Consider the following 17,517-nt stretch of genomic DNA (forward strand, 5'->3'; position numbering starts at 1 on the left):
CGGTCGCCCGCTGCCCACCGGGATGTCGTCGCCCCGGCGGCTCACGTCGAGGTCGCCCGGTTCGGACGGACCACACGGCAAGGGGTGCGACCGTGAGCTCGGTAGTGGCCGACACCGCGGCGACCGTGCCCAACTCGTCGATCGGCACCAGCTCGCCCGGGTTGCCGAGGTAGGCGGCGACGAACCGCACCCGGGTACGGACCGGGCCGGTCACGCCCTTGTCGGCGAGGGTGCGGTTGAGGGCGTCGAGATGGCGGGCGGTCGGGTTGGCCCGCCACGCCTCGACCGCGGCGTACAGCTCTTCCTTCGCCGACTGCTCCAGCCCCTGTTCGGCGGCGACGAGTTCGACCATGCGGTCCTGGGCCTTGCGCACCCGCGCCGCGGCGGCACGTTCCTGCTCGGCGGCGGCCATCGCGTTGGCCAGATCCGGCGGCACATCGGCCACATCTGGGAAACCGCCAGGTGTGCGCCGGTGCGCGACGCGGTAGCGTGAGCCGGAAATGCGCCCGAGGCAGGTAGGTGAGATGACAACGGTGCGGGCAGGTGTGGTCCCGACCCAGCGCGCCGCGCTCTACAGCGTGTTCGGCATCCTGGCGACCGTCACGATCTGCGGCTCGTTCGTCGCCGCGTTCGGGGTGAACCGGGTGTTCACCGGACTGCTGGCCGGAGCCGTCGTCGGTATCGCGGTGCTGGCCGCGTTGTTCACCAGGGACGCCATCGTGCTCACCGACCACGCCATCTACCGGCGCAAGCCGTGGACGGTCTCCAGCATCTCGTGGGACCGGGTGGTGGCCGGGCGCTTCACCCTCGACGAACGCTCCCGCTGGTCGCTGGCGCTGGATCTGTCCGGTGGCGACGAGCCGCACGGCGAGCTGGTGCTGCTGTCCATCCCGCCGGTGGTCCGCCCCGTCGCGGGCGCGTACGACCTGCGCAAACGCGATCAGGTCACGGAGATCAGGGCGATCCTGCGGCGCAAGCGCATTCCGGTGACGGTGCTCCCGCAGATCGCGGGCGCGCTCCAAGAGCACTGGCAGATCGCGCCGCCGACCCACTGAGACGGATCTTTGGTCTTTCTGCTCAGCGCAACTCTCGGATCAGCACATCGAAACGCGGGGCGTCAGGCCACGATGGGCGAAGCCACCCGACTCTTTCCCAGCCCCAACGCAGATAGCGCTCGTAGGCGCGCTCGTTGTCCGCTTCGACGAGCAGTGTCGCGCGCTGTTCGGTTCGGGAACCGAGTAGTTCGTCGTGCATCGCTCGCGCTATGCCCTGCCCGGCATATTCCGCGCACACCATGATTTCGCTGAGACCGAACGTGCGCGCACCGTCTTCGGTAGTGAATTTCTCGAGTTCGCCGCTGTCGAGATGCAGTCCTGTCCACCATCGCGCGTTCGGGGGTAGCGGCCATCCCCAGATTTGACCGGCAGGTTCGCCGTCGACTCGGGCAAGCACATACGCGAACCCGCTGCCACGGGGACCGGTGTAGGAATCGAACCGGCGCATGAACTCCGAAGGCGAATCGAACGGATCTCCAGAGGCGATGGCATCGACGTATGAACGGCGGTAGACATACTCGACGATCTCTCTTCGCGCGCGTGCTTCGGCCGCTGTGTAATGCTCGAATTTCACGCCATCCGGCAAGCCGGTCATGTGACCACCGCCGTCTGCGTCAGGGAGTCGTACAACTCGCGGAACTCCGCACCGGCGGGCGACCGATCGACCGCTGTTCGAACCGGCTCGAGGCGGCGCAGTGTGCGTGTCGATGCGATGGCAGACAGTTCCGACAACGCCGGGAACCCATGCTCGAGCGCGCCGGTGATATCGCCGAGGCGAGCCCTGGTAGCGGCCGACCATGCGCGGACGATTGTGGCGTTACGCATCGCCGCAGGGTGATCGACGGCAGCCGCGTACAGTTCGACAGATAGGCGCAGGTCGCCTATGTCCGCATAGCCGCGGGCCTCGTGGTCGGCGATCTCCGAGTAAGTTACGAATCGCAGCCACTGCGGAACTTCCTCCAGCGGTTCGGACTGCATGGCCTGATCCAACTCTCGCCAGGCAGTCGCGATAGCGCGCCCGAATGCCATTCGATCACCGAGCACTCCGTAAGCCTGCGCCTCACGAACGGCGATCAAGGCATGTATCCGACCTGGTGGCCGACCACGCATGAGAGTGCGGGCACGATCGGCCAGTTGCAGTGCTTTGTGCGGGCTTCCTCCTCGACCGGCGCGTGCAAGGGAGCTGGATTGATTCGCCGCGTACAGGCAAGTGTGTGCGATGAGATCATCATCATTGGCTTCGGTGCCGAGCGCCATGGCATCAGCAAAGCACCGGCGCGCGAGGCGGTGCCGATCCGCGTCGTAGGCCAACCACCCGGCCAGCACGGCAAGTTCTCCGGTCGCCTTGGTGAAGGCACTGCCAGTAGTGGAATCGAATACACCGGTTTGCAGCCGGTCCAAGGCGTGCGTCAGCTTTTCGACGGCAAGACCGACCAATTGCGCTCCGCCTGTGCGCTGATCCTCCTGATCGAGTGCGTCGACATCGGCCGACAGCCGCTGAACGTCACTCATACCGATTCGGCCGAAGCTGTCCGGGATGAACACCGCGACAGCGCCTACCGTAGCTAGCTTGTTGAACTCACGCCGCTTCACGTCGTCCTCGACTTCCCGCACATGCAGACCGACCGCACCGTCACCAGCATTGGCCGGTTCGGACTGAATGGTTTCTGTGCTGCCCGGAACAGGATGCCCTGCGGTTTGCGAAGGTATACCTGCCAACTGGTGCCAGAACCGCTCTCGCTGCGCCGGTTCGAGGCAGTCGTAAACCGTGTCGAGCGCTTCGGCCGACCGCCCCTCGACCGGACGCTCAGTTGTGGCCTTCTGCTCCCACTTCTGCACAGTCGCGGTCTGAAATCCGACTTTCTCCGCGAACTCTTCTTGTGTCATGCGCAAACCAACTTCGCGCAGGGCTCGGACTTCTTTCCGTGTCCATGTGCTGACGATCATTACCCCCCTCGCCCGTGCCTCCAACGGTCCGTACGAGAAGCGTACGACCTCGAGTCGAGTTCTGTGCCTGGGATCACATGCTCAGCGCGGACAAGCTGGAAGAGCCCCGCCGCCGGGTCGATGCGATGCCTTGATCGGCTCACCGGCGGCGGGCGCACACCACGCCGAGCAACCTGACCAAGAGGCCCGACATCGATGGCACACATACCTTTCGGGGACACACCCCGGTCTCGCTGCCACTTCTACCGGCGCGTGTGTGATTTGCCCGCTGTGATCGACCCACCTGAGCTGGGGCGCATCATCATGCGCGCGTCACGCGTCGGAGCGTTGACAATGCCCGCTCCGTTAGGGCGAGCCGTCAGGCAAGTCATGCAGCGCCGCAGGGATGCGATAGGGCCGATCGTGGCGCATACACCCCGGGACCGGTTTCGTCCGTCCGGAATGGTTGTGGTCGAGTCCATCCGGGCATGTAGCGCTCCGGGTAGTCGAGGACCCGGATGCAAAGCGCGATGACTTCTCCGCTGCCGAACGATCCGGATGTGCATCTGTCGGTGTTCCTACACGGCGTCCGGCTCGACTTCGCGGCATGCCGCACTGCCGCGTCGACGTTCATCGAAGAGCACCGGAAACGCCACTACGTTGACGCGGTGCACGTGCTTCCTGATAATGCCGAGGGCTGGCCCAGATTACCGAATGAGAGGTTGTACCTGGAGCGATGAAGGCTCCTTGCCCGGTGACTATGCACGCGCGACACTGACCTGTTCGGACCAAGACGAGAAGGATGGGCGTGGGGAATGATGAGCAGTTGACCATGGATCTCGGCGTACCCGTCGAGCAGACCGCATGGGGGAAATGGGTCGACCCGGACCGCCGCGCGGCGCAGGTCCAGAAGTTCATGGACTATGCAGGCATCCGTGAGATTCCTTCGGAGCCATGGCCGGAAGACTCAGCGGAGGTTGAGCGGCTCGATTCGATTATTGCCGACCTGTTCCCGGACTTGGCTACAGCGATGAAACCCGAGAAAGCCGACAAGCACGTGAGCGAGCCGAGAAGTTCCGGATTATGCTGAGGTTCCGCGATGGTGCCACGCGTGGTCGGGCGGAAGCCCCCGAGCGCGATCGACAAGCGCGGGAAGAAGCCGAGCGAACCAGACAAGCGCGCGGGGTCGATGAGCGTGCAAGGGTCGACCGTGAGGCCGCCGAACGGGTGGCACAGGAATTCCCGGCGCCTAACCAGCAGGAAGAACGACCGGCCGCCGACACTGGGGAAGGGGCGGCCCGAGAGGCGGCCGAGGCACGTGCGGCAGCGGAGAAGCAACGCGCGGCAGCCGAGCAGGAACGCGCGGAACATCTGGCGCGGCTGCAAGCACAGGCGATACCACCAGAGGTGGTGAAGATTCTCGGGCTCGGCCAAGCGGCACCACCGTCGGCGGCGGTGCGGGAGTCGCCGGGTCATGCGCCGCCAGCGGTGCGGGGCTATTGGCACAGCCAGGATCGGAGTCGGGGGATCGAGCGCAACCGATAGCCGCACGTCCGCGACGTCGCGGTTATCAGGTGGGCATTGCCAGGCGGTCCAGCAGCACGATCGCCTCGGCCCGGATCGGGTCGAGATCGCCGGACCAGCCGAGTGTGCGCAGTACCGCCCCGGGGATCGTGCGCTCGGCGTACCTGGGCGCGACTCCTTCGTCGGAGCGAATGCTGATCACCGTCTCCACCAACCGGAACGGCAGCGACTGCGTACCCGGCACGCTCACAGCGCCTACCTCGGCGAGCACCTGGGCCGCCAAAGCCTCGTAGTGGCCGCGCAATTCGTCGCGGCGCAGGCGGAACGCGGCGAAGCGCTCGGTGCGCAACTCCGGAAGCAGGTACAGCGCACCCAGGTTCCAGCGTGAGGCGCACAGTTGCCGCACATCGAACAGCGCCAGCGCGTACAGCCGGACCGGCACCGGCTCGGGCGCCGCGCGCAGCCGCTCGGCCAATTCGATCGGCGCCGCGACGGTTCCGGCGAGCAACGCGTCGAGGATGTCGTCCTTGGCCGCGAAATGGTGGTACAGCGAAGCCTGGCGGATGCCGACCGCGTCGGCGATCGCGCGGGTGGAGGTGTTGGCGTAACCGTTGGTGGTGAACAGTTCGCCTGCGGCGTCGAGGATCTCGGCGCGCGGCGTCGATCCGCGTCGGCGCCGCTGTTCGACGCGCGGCCGTCCGGGACCGAGGTTTGCCACCGGCCCATTCTGGCAGGTCGGCGCGGGGACGCTCCGGTGCGGGCCGGGGTACGCACGAGCCGGGAACAGCGCCCGGTGCGTTTTCTGTCACTTGATAGAAATAACGGCAACGCAGAAGTTACCGGAGGTCGCCGAAGCGATACACACAGGTCACCGAAAGCGCGATCGCGGCCGCAAAACTGTCGTCTGATAGTTATTGGCCGCTCGCCGAAGGACCGCCCATGGCCACCACGCTCGCCCCGCCCCCGCCGCCCGATCTCACCGGTGACGGCGCCGACCTCGCCCGGTTCGGTTACCAGCCCGTCCTGCACCGCAAACTCGGGCGCTACGCCTCGTTCGCGGCAGGTTTCTCCTTCGTCTCGATCCTGACCACGATCTTCCAGTTCTTCGGCTTCGGCTATTCGTTCGGCGGAGCCGCCTTCTTCTGGACCTGGCCGATCGTGTTCGCCGGACAGTTCCTCGTCGCGCTCAACTTCGCCGAACTGGCCGCGCGCTACCCGATCTCGGGGTGTATCTACCAATGGTCCCGACGGCTCGGCGGCGAACTCGTCGGCTGGTTCGCGGGCTGGATGATGATCATCGCGCAGATCGTCACCGCCGCGGCGGCGGCGATCGCCCTACAGGTGGTGCTGCCATCGATCTGGAGCGGATTCCAGCTCGTCGGCACCGACACCGCGCTCACCTCGCCGTCCGGCGCGACCAACGCCGTACTGCTCGGCAGCATCCTGCTCGTGGTGACCACGCTGATCAACGTTCTCGGCATCGACCTGATGGCCCGGATCAATTCGATCGGCGTCACCGTCGAGATCGTCGGCGTCCTCGCGATCATCGCGCTGTTCTTCACCACCGCCGAGCGCGGACCGGGTGTGGTGCTGCGCACCGATCAGGCCGCGCCGGGTCCCTACTGGGCCGCGTTCCTGGTGTCGGGGCTCATGGCGGCTTACGTCATGGTCGGGTTCGATTCCGCGGGAGAGCTTTCCGAGGAGACCAAGAACCCGCGCCGGGTCGCGCCGCGCACCATCCTCACCGCGCTGTCGGTCTCGGCGCTGGGCGGCGGGCTGATGCTGCTGGGCGCGCTGATGGCCGCACCGAGCCTCTCCGACGGCGCGCTGTCCTCCGAGGGTCTGGCCTACGTGCTCACCGCCAAGCTGGACAGCCCGGCGGGCAAGGTGCTGCTGGGCTGCGTGGCGGTCGCGATCACCGTGTGCACCCTGGCGATTCAGACCGCGGGCTCGCGGCTGATGTTCTCCATGGCGCGGGACGGGAAACTGCCGTTCGCCACGCGACTGGCCGCCGTGCACCCGCGGTACGGCACGCCCGTGTTGCCCGCCGTCGTGATCGGCGCGCTCGGCATCGGCCTGCTGGCGCTCAACCTCGGCAACGCCGCGATCTTCGCGACGCTGGCGAGCGTCTGCATCGTGACGCTGTATCTGGCCTACTTGCTGGTGACCGTGCCGTTGCTGATCCGCCGGTTCACCGGTCTGCCCGACCCGGGCACCGACGCGCGACTGTTCGGCCTGGGCCGGTTCGGTATTCCGATCAACGCGCTCGCGGTGGTCTGGGGCATCGCGATGGTCGTGAATCTCGCCTGGCCTCGCGCCGAGGTCTACGCCCCGGACGGGGGCAGCTGGTGGATGCTCTGGGCCGCACCGCTTTTCGTGCTGCTTGTGCTCGCTGTCGGCGTGTTGGTGCATCGCTTCGTGGTCGGTTGGTCGCGCGGTCTCGCGACCGCCGAGCCCGCGCCGCAACCGGCCTGAACGCCCCGGTGCGGCGGTGCGCTGCCGGGCACCGCCGCCACCCGGTCGCCGTTTCGAACAACCGATCTCCGAGAGGAATTCATCGTGACAACCACTGCGGACACCTCCGGCGCGCGAGCGCACGCACGGGCGCAGGCCGCGGCGGCGACGATCGCGGAGCCCGCGCTGCCCGCGGGCATCTCCGCCGCCGAGCTCACCTTCGCGCAGCGAATTCCGCCGGGCGGCTACGCGAACATCGCCCTCGGGCGCGGCACCCGCGTGCGCCTGTCCGATCCGGACGGAGCGGCCTGCGCGCACCTGCTGCTGGTGCGCACCGACGCGCCGTGGGAGCGCCTGAACGTCGCCGACACGGTCAAGGTGCCGTGGCAGGCGTATCTGGGCGGCGGTCACCCGCTGCTGTCGGACCAGGGCCGCGTGCTTGCGACCGTGCTCGACGACACCTCCGGCCACCACGACACGCTCTGCGGGCCGACCGCGGAAGCACGCCATCTGCTGCGACTCGCGGGCGCCAAACACGGGCTGACACCGCGCGACATCGGGCCGACGGTCTCGTTCTTCCGCGGCGTGCGGGTGGAGCGCGACGGCGCGCTCACCGCCACCGGCAGTGCGGGCGCGGGTTCCTCCGTCGATCTGCTCACGCACCTGCCGGTCACCGTGCTGGTGGCCAACTCCGCGCACCCGCTGGACGACCGGCCCGCGACGGACCTCGACTTCGTCGCCTGGGCCGCGCCGGACGTCCTCGCCGCACCCGTCAACGACGACCCGGAATACCGACGGGCGGTGCAGAACACCGAACAAGCCTGGACGGCCGCCCTGACCCTGGAGGCAACCGCATGACCACGGCTCGCACCATCGTGCTCGACGAGACCGTCCCCGCCCGCGCGCCGTGGTCGGCCGTGGTCCACGCGGGCGAGCACCTGGAGATCATCGATCTGCACGGCAACCAGGCGGTGGACTGCCTGCTGTACTCGGCGGCCGATCACGCCGACCGCTACAGCGCGCAGGCCACGGTCGCCGCCCAGCGCAATATCTTCCTCACCACCGGCAGCGCACTGCGCACCGACGCGGGCACCACGCTGATGACCGTCGTGGCCGACGACGTCGGCAACCACGACACCATCGCGGGCGCCTGCTCACAGGAATCGAACACGCTGCGCTACGGCAGGCACACCCGCCACCAGCACGCTTGCGTGGAGAACTTCCTCACCGAGGCCTTGCGCTGGGGGCTGGGCAAACGCGATCTGGTGTCGAACATCAACTGGTTCATGAACGTTCCGGTCGAGGCGGACGGCACGCTGGGCATCGTGGACGGACTGTCCGCGCCCGGCAAGCGGGTCACGCTGCGCGCGGAGATCGACACGCTGGTGCTGGTGTCGAATTGCCCGCAGATCAACAACCCGTGCAACGGGTTCGATCCGACCCCGGTGCGCATGGTGGTATCGCGATGACCGTCGCCGAGCTACCGGTGGCCGGGTCGGCGCAGGCAGAGACCTCGCGACCCGGCGTGGACGTGGTTCGCCCCGGCATGCTCACCACCGTGCAGGACTGGCCGGGCCGGATCGGGTACTGGCACGTCGGCGTGCCGCCGTCGGGGCCGATGGACGATCTGTCCTTCCGGCTGGGGAACCGAGCACTCGGCAACGACGAGGGCGCCGCCGGACTGGAATGCACCCTCGGCGGCCCCGCGCTGCGGTTCGGCGCACCGGCCCGGGTCTGCGTCACCGGCGCGCCGGCGGAGGTGACCGTGGACGGCGTCGCCGTGCCGCAGTGGCGGACTCTACGGGTGCCCGCGGGCGGCGTACTGGACGTCGGCTCGGTGCGCGGACCGGGCATGCGCTGCTACGTGCTGATCGCGGGCGGCATCGACGTACCCGAATACCTCGGCAGCGCGGCCACGTTCACGCTCGGCCGCTTCGGCGGCGGCACCGGCGGCGCGTTGCGTGCCGGTGACTCGCTGCCACTGGGCGCGCACGGCGGCCGGGTCACGGCGGGCGTGGCGATGGACGAACAACCCGTGCTCACCCGGCGCTGGGAACTCGCGGTCACCGAGGGCCCGCACGGTGCGCCGGAATTCTTCACCCGTGCCGACTTCGAGACCATCGTCGGCACCGACTACGAAGTGCACTTCAACTCCGACCGCACCGGCGTCCGGCTGATCGGGCCGAAGCCGGAATGGGCCCGCGCCGACGGCGGCGAGGCGGGACTGCATCCGTCGAACATCCACGACACCCCGTATTCGGTCGGCGCGCTGGACTTCACGGGCGACACTCCCATCCTGTTGGGTCCGGACGGGCCGAGTCTCGGCGGTTTCGTCTGCCCGGTCACCGTCGTGGCGGCCGACCGCTGGAAGTTGGGTCAGCTGTCGCCCGGCGACAGCGTGCGGTTCGTGCCGGTGCGCGGTGACCACGCGGCCCCCCTCCGGGAGCTCGGGCGCGCGCGCCGGGCCGCGTGGCCCACCGTGCTGTCGGCGGGTGGCGACGGCGACGACGGGGTGTTGCGCCGCGCCGAGGTCGACGACGAGACCGCGGTGACCTACCGCCGCGCGGGTGACGACGGCGTGCTCGTCGAATACGGCGCCATGGCCTTGGATCTCGGCCTGCGCGCCCGCGTGCACGCCCTGCACCAGCACCTGCTCGCCGCCGGGGTGCGCGGCGTGACCGAGTTGACCCCCGGCATCCGCTCGTTGCAGATCCGGGTCGATCCCCACGTCCTGTCCGTGCCCGCGCTGCTCGGCCTGCTCGCCGAGACAGAAGCGCGGTTGCCCGCCGCCGATCAGCTGGTCGTGCCGAGCCGGGTCGTCCATCTGCCGCTGTCCTGGGACGATCCGTCCACGCGCGAGGCGATCACCCGCTACATGCACGGCGTGCGCTCCGACGCGCCCTGGTGCCCGTGGAACATCGAGTTCATTCGCCGCATGAACGGCTTGGCTTCCGTCTCCGACGTCTACGACACCGTGTTCGGGGCCGAGTACCTGGTGCTCGGCCTCGGCGACGTCTACCTCGGCGCGCCGGTCGCCACACCCACCGATCCCCGGCACCGGCTGGTCACCACGAAATACAATCCCGCCCGCACCTGGACGCCGGAGAACGCGGTCGGCATCGGCGGCGCCTACCTGTGCGTCTACGGAATGGAGGGGCCGGGCGGCTATCAGTTCGTCGGGCGCACCACGCAGGTGTGGAATCACCGATCCGGTGCGGCGCCCGCGGTCTCCCCTGGCGCGGACCGCACCGCGTCAGGAGACGAAACTCCCTGGCTGTTGCGCTATTTCGATCGCATTCGGTGGTATCCGGTCGAAGCGGAAGAACTCCTCGACCTGCGCGCCGATTTCGCCGCGGGCAATGCGCGGGTGCGCGCCGAGGACGGCGAGTTCCGTCTGGCGGACTACCGGGCGTTCCTGGCCGAGAACGCCGCGTCCATCGAGGAATTCCGCGCGAAGCAGGCGGAAGCCTTCACCGCCGAACGGACTTCCTGGCGCTCGACGGGAGAGTTGACGGACTCAGGACAGAAGCTGCCCTAGCTGTGGGGCAGACTTCTCCCATGTTGGAAACGTCGGCCCGCCTGCTGCGTCTGCTGTCGCTGCTGCAATCCCCCCGCGACTGGACCGGCGCGGAACTGGCCGAACGACTCGACGTGGACGTGCGCACCGTCCGCCGGGATATCGACAAGCTCCGCACGCTGGGTTACCCGGTGGACGCGACGCCCGGGGTGGCGGGTTACCGGCTCGGCGCGGGCGCGAAGCTGCCGCCGCTGCTGCTGGACGACGACGAGGCGGTGGCCGTGGCGCTCGGCCTGCGCACCGCGGCGGGCGGCACCATCGCGGGCATCGAGGACAGTTCGCTGCGCGCTCTCGCCAAACTCGAGCAGGTGCTGCCCGCACGGCTGCGCTATCGCGTGAGCATGCTCCAAGCGGCGACGGTCACCGTGCCCGCGGGCGGCCCGACGGTCGACCCGGACGTTCTCACCGCCGTCGCGGCCGCCATCCGCGACAACCACCGCCTGCGCTTCGACTACCGCGCCCACGACGGTGCCACGTCCGTGCGCGCCACCGAGCCGCATCGCCTGGTGCACACGGGCAGGCGGTGGTATCTCGTCGGCTGGGACGTCGATCGCGCGGATTGGCGCACCTACCGCGTGGATCGCCTGCTCCCCCGCATTCCGACCGGCCCCCGCTTCACCCCGCGCGAGGCGCCCGACGCCGACCTGACCGGTTACCTCTCCCGTGGCGTGACGACCGCGCCGTACCGCTACGCCGCCCGCATCACCCTGCGGGTCGCGGCGGAAGTTGCCGCCGAGCGCATCGCCCCGACGGTGGGAGTGCTCGAGGCGGTGGACGCCGAAAGCTGCGTGCTCCGCACCGGGTCCGATTCGCTGGACGAACTCGCGATCTACGTCGCGGGCTTCGGCTTTCCCTTCCGGGTGCACGAACCGCCGGAACTCGTCGCCCACCTGCGCGAACTCGCCGCCCGCCTCGGCGCGGCGGCCGGCTGACCCGGCTCGGGCCGGGACGGCTTCAGCAAAGGCGCCGCTACCCTTCACGGGAAGTGATCCGGGCCACCGATGTCACAGTTCGGGCCCGCGCGCCGTCGTCTCGGTGAAGCGATGGGAACGCCCATCGGCACCGACGAGATCGGAGACAGTCATGACCGCGAAGATCCTGGTCACCGGTGGCACCGGAACCCTGGGCCGCGAGGTGCTGCCGCTGCTGCGCGAGCGGGGCGCCGACGTGCGCGTGCTGAGCCGCACCGAACATCGCCCGGACGGCGGCGTGCGCTTCGTCACCGGAGATCTGCTGCGCGACAAGGGCATCGATGCCGCGGTGGCGGGCGTCGACACCATCCTGCACCTGGCGGGCGACGCCAAGAGCGACGAGGCGGCCACCGCGAACCTGTTGCGGGCCGCTGCCGCCGCTGGCGTCGAGCACATCGTCTACATCTCGGTGACCGCCGCCGAACTGCTTCCGCTGACCTACTTCCGCGCGAAGTTCGCCGCCGAACAGGCTGTCGCCGAATCGGGTATCCCTTGGACCACCCTGCGCGCCGCTCAGTTCCACGATTTCGTGCCCCAACTGGTGGACACGATGCTGAAATCGCCGGTGCTGCCGGTCCTGGGCGGGGTGCGCCTCCAGCCGGTGCACGTGCGTGAGGTGGCGGCCCGGCTGGCGGAGCTGACGGTCGGCGCGCCCGCCGGACGGGTGCCGGACCTGGTCGGACCCGAAGTGCTGGGTATGCGCGAGCTGGTCCGCGACTACCTGGCGGTGCTCGGCAAGCGGCGCGCGCTGCTGACCATGCCGGTGCCGGGCAAAGCGGGCCGGGTTTATCGCGCGGGCGCGAACCTGGTCACCGATGGCGCCGACGTCGGCGAGCTGACCTGGGCGGACTACCTCGCCGAGCGCCGGGGCGCGGTCCTGGCCGGATGACCCGGCCGCTGGATCAAACGACGATCACCGTCTTGCCCCGGCTCGTGATCGACGGAAAGCACTCTGGCATCGCCGATTTCGGCTTCGGCCTGGAACTGATCCGGCCTCGAACGGCTGCTCGCCGCGAGCGCGCGGTGAGGCTCAGTCCATCCGGAACGTGGCCTCTGGATTCGAGACGTCCCGGATGACGCGCAGCGCCTCGGACAACGCCGCCAGCTGCGCGGGTGTCAGCAACCCGACGAACCAGCGGTCGACGGCGGCGAGATAGTCCGGCAGCACCTGCGCGAGCCGCGCCGCGCCCGCCTCGGTGAGCACCGCGTAGGCACTGCGCCGATCCCCCGGGTCCAGCTCGCGCTCCACCAGCTCGCCGCGCGCCAGGCGATCGACCAGCCGGGTGACGCCACTGGTGGACAGCGCGGTCTGCACCGCCAGTTCCGACATGCGCAGCCTGCGCCCCGGCGAACGGCTCAGCCGCATCAGGGCGTTCAGATCCAGTCCGGACAAGCCGTGCGCGTTCCACACCGGCTCCAACTTGGCGAGCACGCCGCTGTGCGCCTCGAACAGCAGACCCATCGTCGTCAGGCGCGGGTCGTCGAACAGCTCGTTCAGGTCCATGGCCGCAACCTACCCGACTGTTTCTCCGCGGATAGTTGACACGAGGAATAAGTAGCCGTAGAAATATGCATGCGCATTATTCCTCGCAGCAACTAATGGAGGTACCCATGTCGTCCACCGCTTGGATCGCCGGATTCCGCACCGCCGTGATCGACCCGGACGAGCCGATCAAGTTCGCGGACTCGTACGCGTTCGCCGACCAGACGGTGCGCCAAGTGCTGCACCTGGCGGGCGGCGGTGCGCGGGTGCGGGTCGGGTTGACCAACCGTTATGGGAAGACGCCGCTGACGATCGGCGCGGCGCGAGTCGCCCTGCGCAAGACGGGCCGCGAGATCGTCGCCGAGACCGACACCGCGCTGCGGTTCGGCGGCGCCGAGCGAGTAGTGGTGCCGGTGGGTGGCGAAGTGTTCAGCGATCCGGTGGATCTCGCCGTCTCGGCGGGCACGGACCTGGCATTGAGCCTCTACCTGCCCGGGCCCACCGGCCTGGCGACCTTTTCACACCAATCAGGGGAAACCGCCTACATCGCGGACGGCGACGTCGTCTCCGAGAGTGCGCTCGCGGCCGCCGAGGAGTTTCCCGGACGGTTCTACGTGGTCGGCGTCGACGTGCTCGCGCCCGCGGAAACGCCGGTGGCCGTGGCGTTCGGCGATTCCTGGTTCGAAGGCGTCGGCACCACACCGGGCGCCGATCGCCGGTCGGTGGACGTCCTCAACACGCGCCTGAACCGAGGCTGGGTGGTCAACCAGGGCATCGGGGGAAACCGGCTGCTGCTCGATCGAGTGGGCGAGGCGGGCCTGGCGCGCTTCGACCGCGACGCGCTCGGCGTACCCGGCGTGACCAGCGTGCTGATCAACTTCGGCATCAACGACCTCGCCCTCGGCGGCATGACCGGGCAGCCGCCCGCGACCGCGGACGAACTGATCGCGGGCTTCACCGCCCTGGCGCGGCGGGCGCACGCGGCGGGGCTCACCGTCCACGCCGCCACGATCGGCCCCTACGCCGGCGTCATCTACGAAGGCCTGCACGTGGCCGAGGCGCAGCCCGCCCGTCGGCGCGTGAACGAATGGCTGCGCGGCACCGATGTCTTCGATTCGGTGTTCGACGTGGCGCGCGCGGTCGAGGATCCGGCACGGCCCGACTTCATCCGCCCCGAATTCGACAGCGGCGACGGCATGCACCTCAATGACGCCGGTGCGCGCGCGATGGCCGAAACAGTGGACGTGGCAGCGCTTTTCGGCTGAGTCGGTGCGCCACCCGCTAAGGCTCCAAGCCGCGCAGCACGATCTCGACGCCGCCACGGAATTCGTCGTCGGCCGACATACCCTTGGCCTGGCCCGCGGTCTGCGCCAGATGCGGATAGTCCGCGGCGGGAAGCTCGGCCATCACGATCGTGCCCCGCCCGGGCAACGGCGCGTAGTGCTTGTTCTGGAGGTAGCCGATCAGGAATGCGATCAGCGTGCGCTGAGCGATGACGCGGGCGCGTCCGGTGAATCCGCCTTCGGTGAGCACGGCGAGCATCGCTTCCATCACACGCAGCGATTCCACCGACGACTGCCGATGCCGCAGCACGATCGGCACGGCGGCCGGATGGGCCGAGAATCCGTCACGGATGTGTTCGAGCAGCACCGTCACCCGCACTTTCCAGCCGTTTCCGGCGGGGAGCGACGTGTCGATCGACGCGAAGACGTGGTCGGCCACCAGCACCTCCAGCGCATCGCGGTCGCGCACATAGCGGTACAGGGCCATGGTGGCCATGCCCAGTTCCCGGGCCACCGCGCGCATGGTCAGCGCGGACAGCCCGTCGCGATCGAGCACGGCGAGGGCCGCCGCCGCGAGATCGGCGGTGGTCAGCGAGCGAGGACGGGGCACGAATTGACAGCGTACAAGCTACGCGCATACTTGTCGTAGGCGTACGAAGTACACCTACGAGAGGAGCCCCCATGTCGCTGCCGACCACCGTCTCCGGTCGCACCCTGGTCACCATCTCCGGTGCTCGAGTCGGGATACCGGATCCCGATGACCTGATCCACCTCCAGTTCCGCCGCTTCGCCGGATGCCCGGTGTGCAACCTGCACCTGCGTTCGATCGTCAACCGCCGCGACGAGATCGCCGCCGCCGGCATCCGCGAAGTGGTCGTCTTCCATTCCGGCGCGGAGGAATTGCGCAAGTACACCGCCGAATTGCCGCTGGACGTGGTCGCCGACCCGGACCGCGAGCTGTACCGCGAATTCGGCGTCGAGACCTCGCCCCGCGCGCTGCTCGACCCGCGCGGCTGGCCCGCAATCCTGCGCGGCGTCGCCCACGACGCTTACGCGACCCTGCGCCGCAGGCAGGTCGCCCCGCCCGCGAAACCCGATGGCGGCAGTCTCGGACTGCCCGCCGATTTCCTGATCGCTCCCGACGGCCGCGTGCTCGCCGCCAAGCACGGCACGCACGTCTACGACCAATGGTCGGTCGACGAACTCCTCGCGCTCGTCCCGGCGGGGCGTGAATCGTGAGGATTGCCGAAAGACCCTCATCGGCGCGGGCATTCGCACTGCTCTGCGGCGGATTGCTCGCCGGTGCGTTCGGCTATGGCGCGGTCAACGTCCTCTACGCGTTCCGCGAGGTCCCCCTTGATGTGCGCTTCACCTTCCACACCGCCCTGATGAGCGTGAACGGTGTGGTGATGCAGTCGCTGATGGGCCTGACCATCCTGAGCACGCTGGTGCTCGCCGCCCGTACCACCGGCCGGTCACGCCTGCTCGCCGGTACCGCGAGCGTGCTCGCCGCCGCCGCGTTCCTCCTCACCCGCCTCGGCAACGTCCCGATCAACCAGAAGATCAAGGTGTGGACGGTCAGCGGCCCGCCCGCCGACTACGCGGACCTCCTCGGCCGCTGGGAAGCGTTCCACTTCGCCCGCACGGCCTGCGCGCTGGTGGCCTTCCTCCTCGTCGTCCTGACCACCGTCACCGAAGACCACTGAAACCGCTGCGCGAGTGGCACACGGTCGAGAGGTCCTCTCGCACTTCGCCGCGACCCTGTGCCACTCGCGACGAACGGCGTCCGAAGGTCGTCAGGGCTGTTCGAGTACGTCGAATGGGATGGTCGCTTCGACCGGGTCGTCGAGTAGCAACACACGTCGATGGACGGTGTGGGCGAGATAGCGGCGGCCGGACCAGTCGAGACGGTACTCCTCGATCTCTTCGATACGTTCTTCCTTCTGGTCCAGCCGGACGATCAGGTACCGGGGAATGCCTGCGGCCGCGTACTGGATTCGTTTGTCGTTGATATCGGCATCGATAGTCGATTCGGAAGTGACCTCGACCACCAGCAAAATGTGTTCACGCACGGTGTTGACGTCGTAGGGTTCGCAATCCCGGATCCAGATGTCGGGGTAGCGGATGTTCAACCGCCTCTCCGCCGCCGCGGATTCGGCGTCAGCGAATCGTGCGGCCACGTCGGAGTCCACGACCATGCACGGCCCGCCGTCGCGCCGGGCGGCCTCCAGCATCCCGGCCAGCCGCCGGACCACCCGGCTGTGCACGGGGCTCTGGGCCATCAGCCGGACCACGCGTCCGTCGACGATCTCGATGTCACCGAGCTCAGCGGTCGCCCCGTCGGCGAACTGCTCGGCCGTCACACGCAGCACCTTTTGCTCGTCGGGAGCGCTCATAGCGGACATCATTGCAGTCCGGACCGGAACCCGGGCCACGGACTCGACCGGTAGTCATTCCAGGGGCCGGACAACTGCCCTGGCTCGGCGATTCCCGCGGTACAGATCTTCCGCTGAACGCAGTGGCCCCACCCGATTCGGGAGGGGCCACTGCTTTCGTCGAGAAGTTGAACGGCGCGTTCTACTCCGCGATCACCAAGCCTAGCGGCGGTCCACGCGATGTTGTTGCCAGCATTTCGCGGTGGTAGCGGATTCGTATCCCGCGTTGGATTATTCGAGTTATCCGAGCATCGTCGTCCCCCTTGTGGCCACCTCCGGGATCGTCACGCACAGCCATCCGCAGCACCAGCTGACCTGGGCACCCGACGGTGTGCTCAGTGGCCTCGCTCGGCGCGAACGCGGCGGACCCGAGCGCGACCGGCGAGACGGCCGGGCGGCGCGGCCGCGCCCAAGCGGTGCTGTGGGATCTGCTCACCCCGATGGCCGTGACCACGATCCCGACGATCCTGCCGACCGATCCGCAGGCCCGCGAGGTCGCCATGGCGCTGCGCCGCAACCCCCGCGACATGCGGGGTCTGGAGGAATGGGGGCGGGAGGTCGGCGCTTCGCCGCGCACGCTGTCGCGGCGGTTCCGCGCCGAGACCGGGGTCAGCTTCGAGAATTGGCGCACCTTCGCACGAATCAACGCCGCGCTGCCGATGCTCGGTGCGGGAGAGCCGATCTCTCGGGTGGCGCACGCGGTCGGCTACGGCACCGCGAGCGCGTTCATCACCGCGTTCCGACGCGAAATCGGCACCACACCCGCCGCGTACTTCGGCGGGAGCGGTGCCGATCCGGTGCGGATCTGA

At 68.8% G+C, this 17,517-nt stretch carries 20 protein-coding genes; 14 read left to right on the plus strand and 6 right to left on the minus strand.

Annotated elements, in window-relative coordinates; translation table 11 throughout:
* The first annotated feature begins 250 nt into the window (after window positions 1-250).
* Together ON29_RS36090 and ON29_RS24865 are read left to right on the plus strand one after the other, a co-directional pair.
* Entirely contained in the window at window positions 251-493 is a 243-nt protein-coding gene (locus tag ON29_RS36090; protein ID WP_157172888.1) for a hypothetical protein, read from the plus strand.
* A gap of 31 nt (window positions 494-524) precedes the next feature.
* Entirely contained in the window at window positions 525-1,055 is a 531-nt protein-coding gene (locus tag ON29_RS24865) for a hypothetical protein (RefSeq protein WP_040869942.1), read from the plus strand.
* Between the two features lie 22 nt (window positions 1,056-1,077).
* Here the strand turns inward: ON29_RS24865 and ON29_RS24870 are convergent, their stop codons facing one another.
* Both ON29_RS24870 and ON29_RS24875 read right to left on the minus strand, forming a co-directional pair.
* Window positions 1,078-1,650, minus strand: coding sequence for a GNAT family N-acetyltransferase (locus ON29_RS24870; RefSeq protein WP_040869944.1), 573 nt, complete (start codon window positions 1,648-1,650; stop codon window positions 1,078-1,080).
* The gene (locus ON29_RS24875; RefSeq protein ID WP_157172889.1) at window positions 1,647-3,002 is read right to left on the minus strand and encodes a helix-turn-helix domain-containing protein; all 1,356 of its coding nucleotides are present in this window, start codon (window positions 3,000-3,002) and stop codon (window positions 1,647-1,649) included. Before ON29_RS24875 ends, ON29_RS24870 begins: the two co-directional genes overlap by 4 nt.
* Before the next feature lie 509 nt (window positions 3,003-3,511).
* On the opposite strand from ON29_RS24875, the gene ON29_RS36095 reads away from it, so the two are divergent.
* Together ON29_RS36095 and ON29_RS24885 are read left to right on the plus strand one after the other, a co-directional pair.
* Entirely contained in the window at window positions 3,512-3,721 is a 210-nt protein-coding gene (locus ON29_RS36095) for a hypothetical protein (RefSeq protein WP_040869948.1), read from the plus strand.
* A gap of 68 nt (window positions 3,722-3,789) precedes the next feature.
* The gene (locus ON29_RS24885; protein ID WP_157172890.1) at window positions 3,790-4,071 is read left to right on the plus strand and encodes a hypothetical protein; all 282 of its coding nucleotides are present in this window, start codon (window positions 3,790-3,792) and stop codon (window positions 4,069-4,071) included.
* A 480-nt stretch (window positions 4,072-4,551) separates the two neighbouring features.
* On the opposite strand, the gene ON29_RS24895 is transcribed toward ON29_RS24885, so the two are convergent.
* Entirely contained in the window at window positions 4,552-5,223 is a 672-nt protein-coding gene (locus ON29_RS24895) for a TetR/AcrR family transcriptional regulator (RefSeq protein WP_040869952.1), read from the minus strand.
* 221 nt (window positions 5,224-5,444) lie between these two features.
* On the opposite strand from ON29_RS24895, the gene ON29_RS24900 reads away from it, so the two are divergent.
* From ON29_RS24900 to ON29_RS24925, 6 genes are all read left to right on the plus strand, one after another.
* Window positions 5,445-6,980 (plus strand): amino acid permease, encoded by a 1,536-nt coding sequence (locus ON29_RS24900; RefSeq protein ID WP_040869954.1) that lies wholly within the window; start codon window positions 5,445-5,447, stop codon window positions 6,978-6,980.
* Between the two features lie 84 nt (window positions 6,981-7,064).
* On the plus strand, window positions 7,065-7,817 hold the full coding sequence (locus ON29_RS24905) for a DUF1989 domain-containing protein (protein WP_040869956.1): 753 nt from the start codon (window positions 7,065-7,067) through the stop codon (window positions 7,815-7,817).
* Entirely contained in the window at window positions 7,814-8,428 is a 615-nt protein-coding gene (locus ON29_RS24910; protein ID WP_040869958.1) for an urea amidolyase associated protein UAAP2, read from the plus strand. The genes ON29_RS24905 and ON29_RS24910 overlap by 4 nt, the downstream gene beginning before the upstream one ends.
* Entirely contained in the window at window positions 8,425-10,497 is a 2,073-nt protein-coding gene (locus ON29_RS24915; RefSeq protein WP_083864052.1) for a 5-oxoprolinase/urea amidolyase family protein, read from the plus strand. The genes ON29_RS24910 and ON29_RS24915 overlap by 4 nt, the downstream gene beginning before the upstream one ends.
* 20 nt (window positions 10,498-10,517) lie before the next feature.
* The gene (locus ON29_RS24920; protein WP_040869960.1) at window positions 10,518-11,468 is read left to right on the plus strand and encodes a helix-turn-helix transcriptional regulator; all 951 of its coding nucleotides are present in this window, start codon (window positions 10,518-10,520) and stop codon (window positions 11,466-11,468) included.
* Between the two features lie 151 nt (window positions 11,469-11,619).
* A complete protein-coding gene (locus ON29_RS24925) occupies window positions 11,620-12,396 on the plus strand; it encodes an SDR family oxidoreductase (RefSeq protein ID WP_040869962.1) in 777 nt (258 codons plus the stop codon).
* A 141-nt stretch (window positions 12,397-12,537) separates the two neighbouring features.
* On the opposite strand, the gene ON29_RS24930 is transcribed toward ON29_RS24925, so the two are convergent.
* Window positions 12,538-13,011 carry a MarR family winged helix-turn-helix transcriptional regulator gene (locus ON29_RS24930; RefSeq protein ID WP_040869963.1) on the minus strand — a complete coding sequence of 158 codons (474 nt, stop codon included), beginning with the start codon at window positions 13,009-13,011 and terminating at the stop codon, window positions 12,538-12,540.
* Between the two features lie 107 nt (window positions 13,012-13,118).
* Between ON29_RS24930 and ON29_RS24935 the strand changes: the two genes are divergently transcribed.
* Window positions 13,119-14,255 carry a GDSL-type esterase/lipase family protein gene (locus ON29_RS24935; protein ID WP_040869964.1) on the plus strand — a complete coding sequence of 379 codons (1,137 nt, stop codon included), beginning with the start codon at window positions 13,119-13,121 and terminating at the stop codon, window positions 14,253-14,255.
* A gap of 16 nt (window positions 14,256-14,271) precedes the next feature.
* Here the strand turns inward: ON29_RS24935 and ON29_RS24940 are convergent, their stop codons facing one another.
* Window positions 14,272-14,883, minus strand: a complete 612-nt coding sequence (locus ON29_RS24940; protein WP_040869965.1) for a TetR/AcrR family transcriptional regulator — start codon at window positions 14,881-14,883, stop codon at window positions 14,272-14,274.
* 71 nt (window positions 14,884-14,954) lie between these two features.
* Between ON29_RS24940 and ON29_RS24945 the strand changes: the two genes are divergently transcribed.
* Together ON29_RS24945 and ON29_RS24950 are read left to right on the plus strand one after the other, a co-directional pair.
* Window positions 14,955-15,512: a peroxiredoxin-like family protein gene (locus tag ON29_RS24945; RefSeq protein WP_040869967.1), complete on the plus strand. Its 558-nt coding sequence runs from the start codon at window positions 14,955-14,957 to the stop codon at window positions 15,510-15,512.
* Entirely contained in the window at window positions 15,509-15,979 is a 471-nt protein-coding gene (locus ON29_RS24950) for an anthrone oxygenase family protein (RefSeq protein WP_245549090.1), read from the plus strand. The genes ON29_RS24945 and ON29_RS24950 overlap by 4 nt, the downstream gene beginning before the upstream one ends.
* A gap of 90 nt (window positions 15,980-16,069) precedes the next feature.
* On the opposite strand, the gene ON29_RS24955 is transcribed toward ON29_RS24950, so the two are convergent.
* Window positions 16,070-16,669, minus strand: a complete 600-nt coding sequence (locus ON29_RS24955; protein ID WP_040869969.1) for a Uma2 family endonuclease — start codon at window positions 16,667-16,669, stop codon at window positions 16,070-16,072.
* 377 nt (window positions 16,670-17,046) lie between these two features.
* Here ON29_RS24955 and ON29_RS24960 point away from each other — a divergent pair, with 377 nt between their 5' ends.
* A complete protein-coding gene (locus ON29_RS24960) occupies window positions 17,047-17,517 on the plus strand; it encodes a helix-turn-helix domain-containing protein (RefSeq protein WP_051175559.1) in 471 nt (156 codons plus the stop codon).

It is taken from the genome of Nocardia exalbida NBRC 100660, assembly GCF_000308575.1.
Taxonomy (GTDB): Bacteria; Actinomycetota; Actinomycetes; order Mycobacteriales; family Mycobacteriaceae; genus Nocardia; species Nocardia exalbida.

Bases quoted from the DNA above. Each gene is read 5' to 3' on its own strand.
- ON29_RS24870 (WP_040869944.1), bottom strand. From the start codon at position 1,650: ATGACCGGCTTGCCGGATGGCGTGAAATTCGAGCATTACACAGCGGCC.
- ON29_RS24915 (WP_083864052.1), top strand. From the start codon at position 8,425: ATGACCGTCGCCGAGCTACCGGTGGCCGGGTCGGCGCAGGCAGAGACC.
- ON29_RS24925 (WP_040869962.1), top strand. From the start codon at position 11,620: ATGACCGCGAAGATCCTGGTCACCGGTGGCACCGGAACCCTGGGCCGC.
- ON29_RS24920 (WP_040869960.1), top strand. From the start codon at position 10,518: ATGTTGGAAACGTCGGCCCGCCTGCTGCGTCTGCTGTCGCTGCTGCAA.
- ON29_RS24875 (WP_157172889.1), bottom strand. From the start codon at position 3,002: ATGATCGTCAGCACATGGACACGGAAAGAAGTCCGAGCCCTGCGCGAA.
- ON29_RS24900 (WP_040869954.1), top strand. From the start codon at position 5,445: ATGGCCACCACGCTCGCCCCGCCCCCGCCGCCCGATCTCACCGGTGAC.
- ON29_RS36090 (WP_157172888.1), top strand. From the start codon at position 251: ATGGCGGGCGGTCGGGTTGGCCCGCCACGCCTCGACCGCGGCGTACAG.
- ON29_RS24945 (WP_040869967.1), top strand. From the start codon at position 14,955: ATGTCGCTGCCGACCACCGTCTCCGGTCGCACCCTGGTCACCATCTCC.
- ON29_RS24910 (WP_040869958.1), top strand. From the start codon at position 7,814: ATGACCACGGCTCGCACCATCGTGCTCGACGAGACCGTCCCCGCCCGC.
- ON29_RS24935 (WP_040869964.1), top strand. From the start codon at position 13,119: ATGTCGTCCACCGCTTGGATCGCCGGATTCCGCACCGCCGTGATCGAC.
- ON29_RS24930 (WP_040869963.1), bottom strand. From the start codon at position 13,011: ATGGACCTGAACGAGCTGTTCGACGACCCGCGCCTGACGACGATGGGT.
- ON29_RS36095 (WP_040869948.1), top strand. From the start codon at position 3,512: ATGACTTCTCCGCTGCCGAACGATCCGGATGTGCATCTGTCGGTGTTC.
- ON29_RS24955 (WP_040869969.1), bottom strand. From the start codon at position 16,669: ATGAGCGCTCCCGACGAGCAAAAGGTGCTGCGTGTGACGGCCGAGCAG.
- ON29_RS24865 (WP_040869942.1), top strand. From the start codon at position 525: ATGACAACGGTGCGGGCAGGTGTGGTCCCGACCCAGCGCGCCGCGCTC.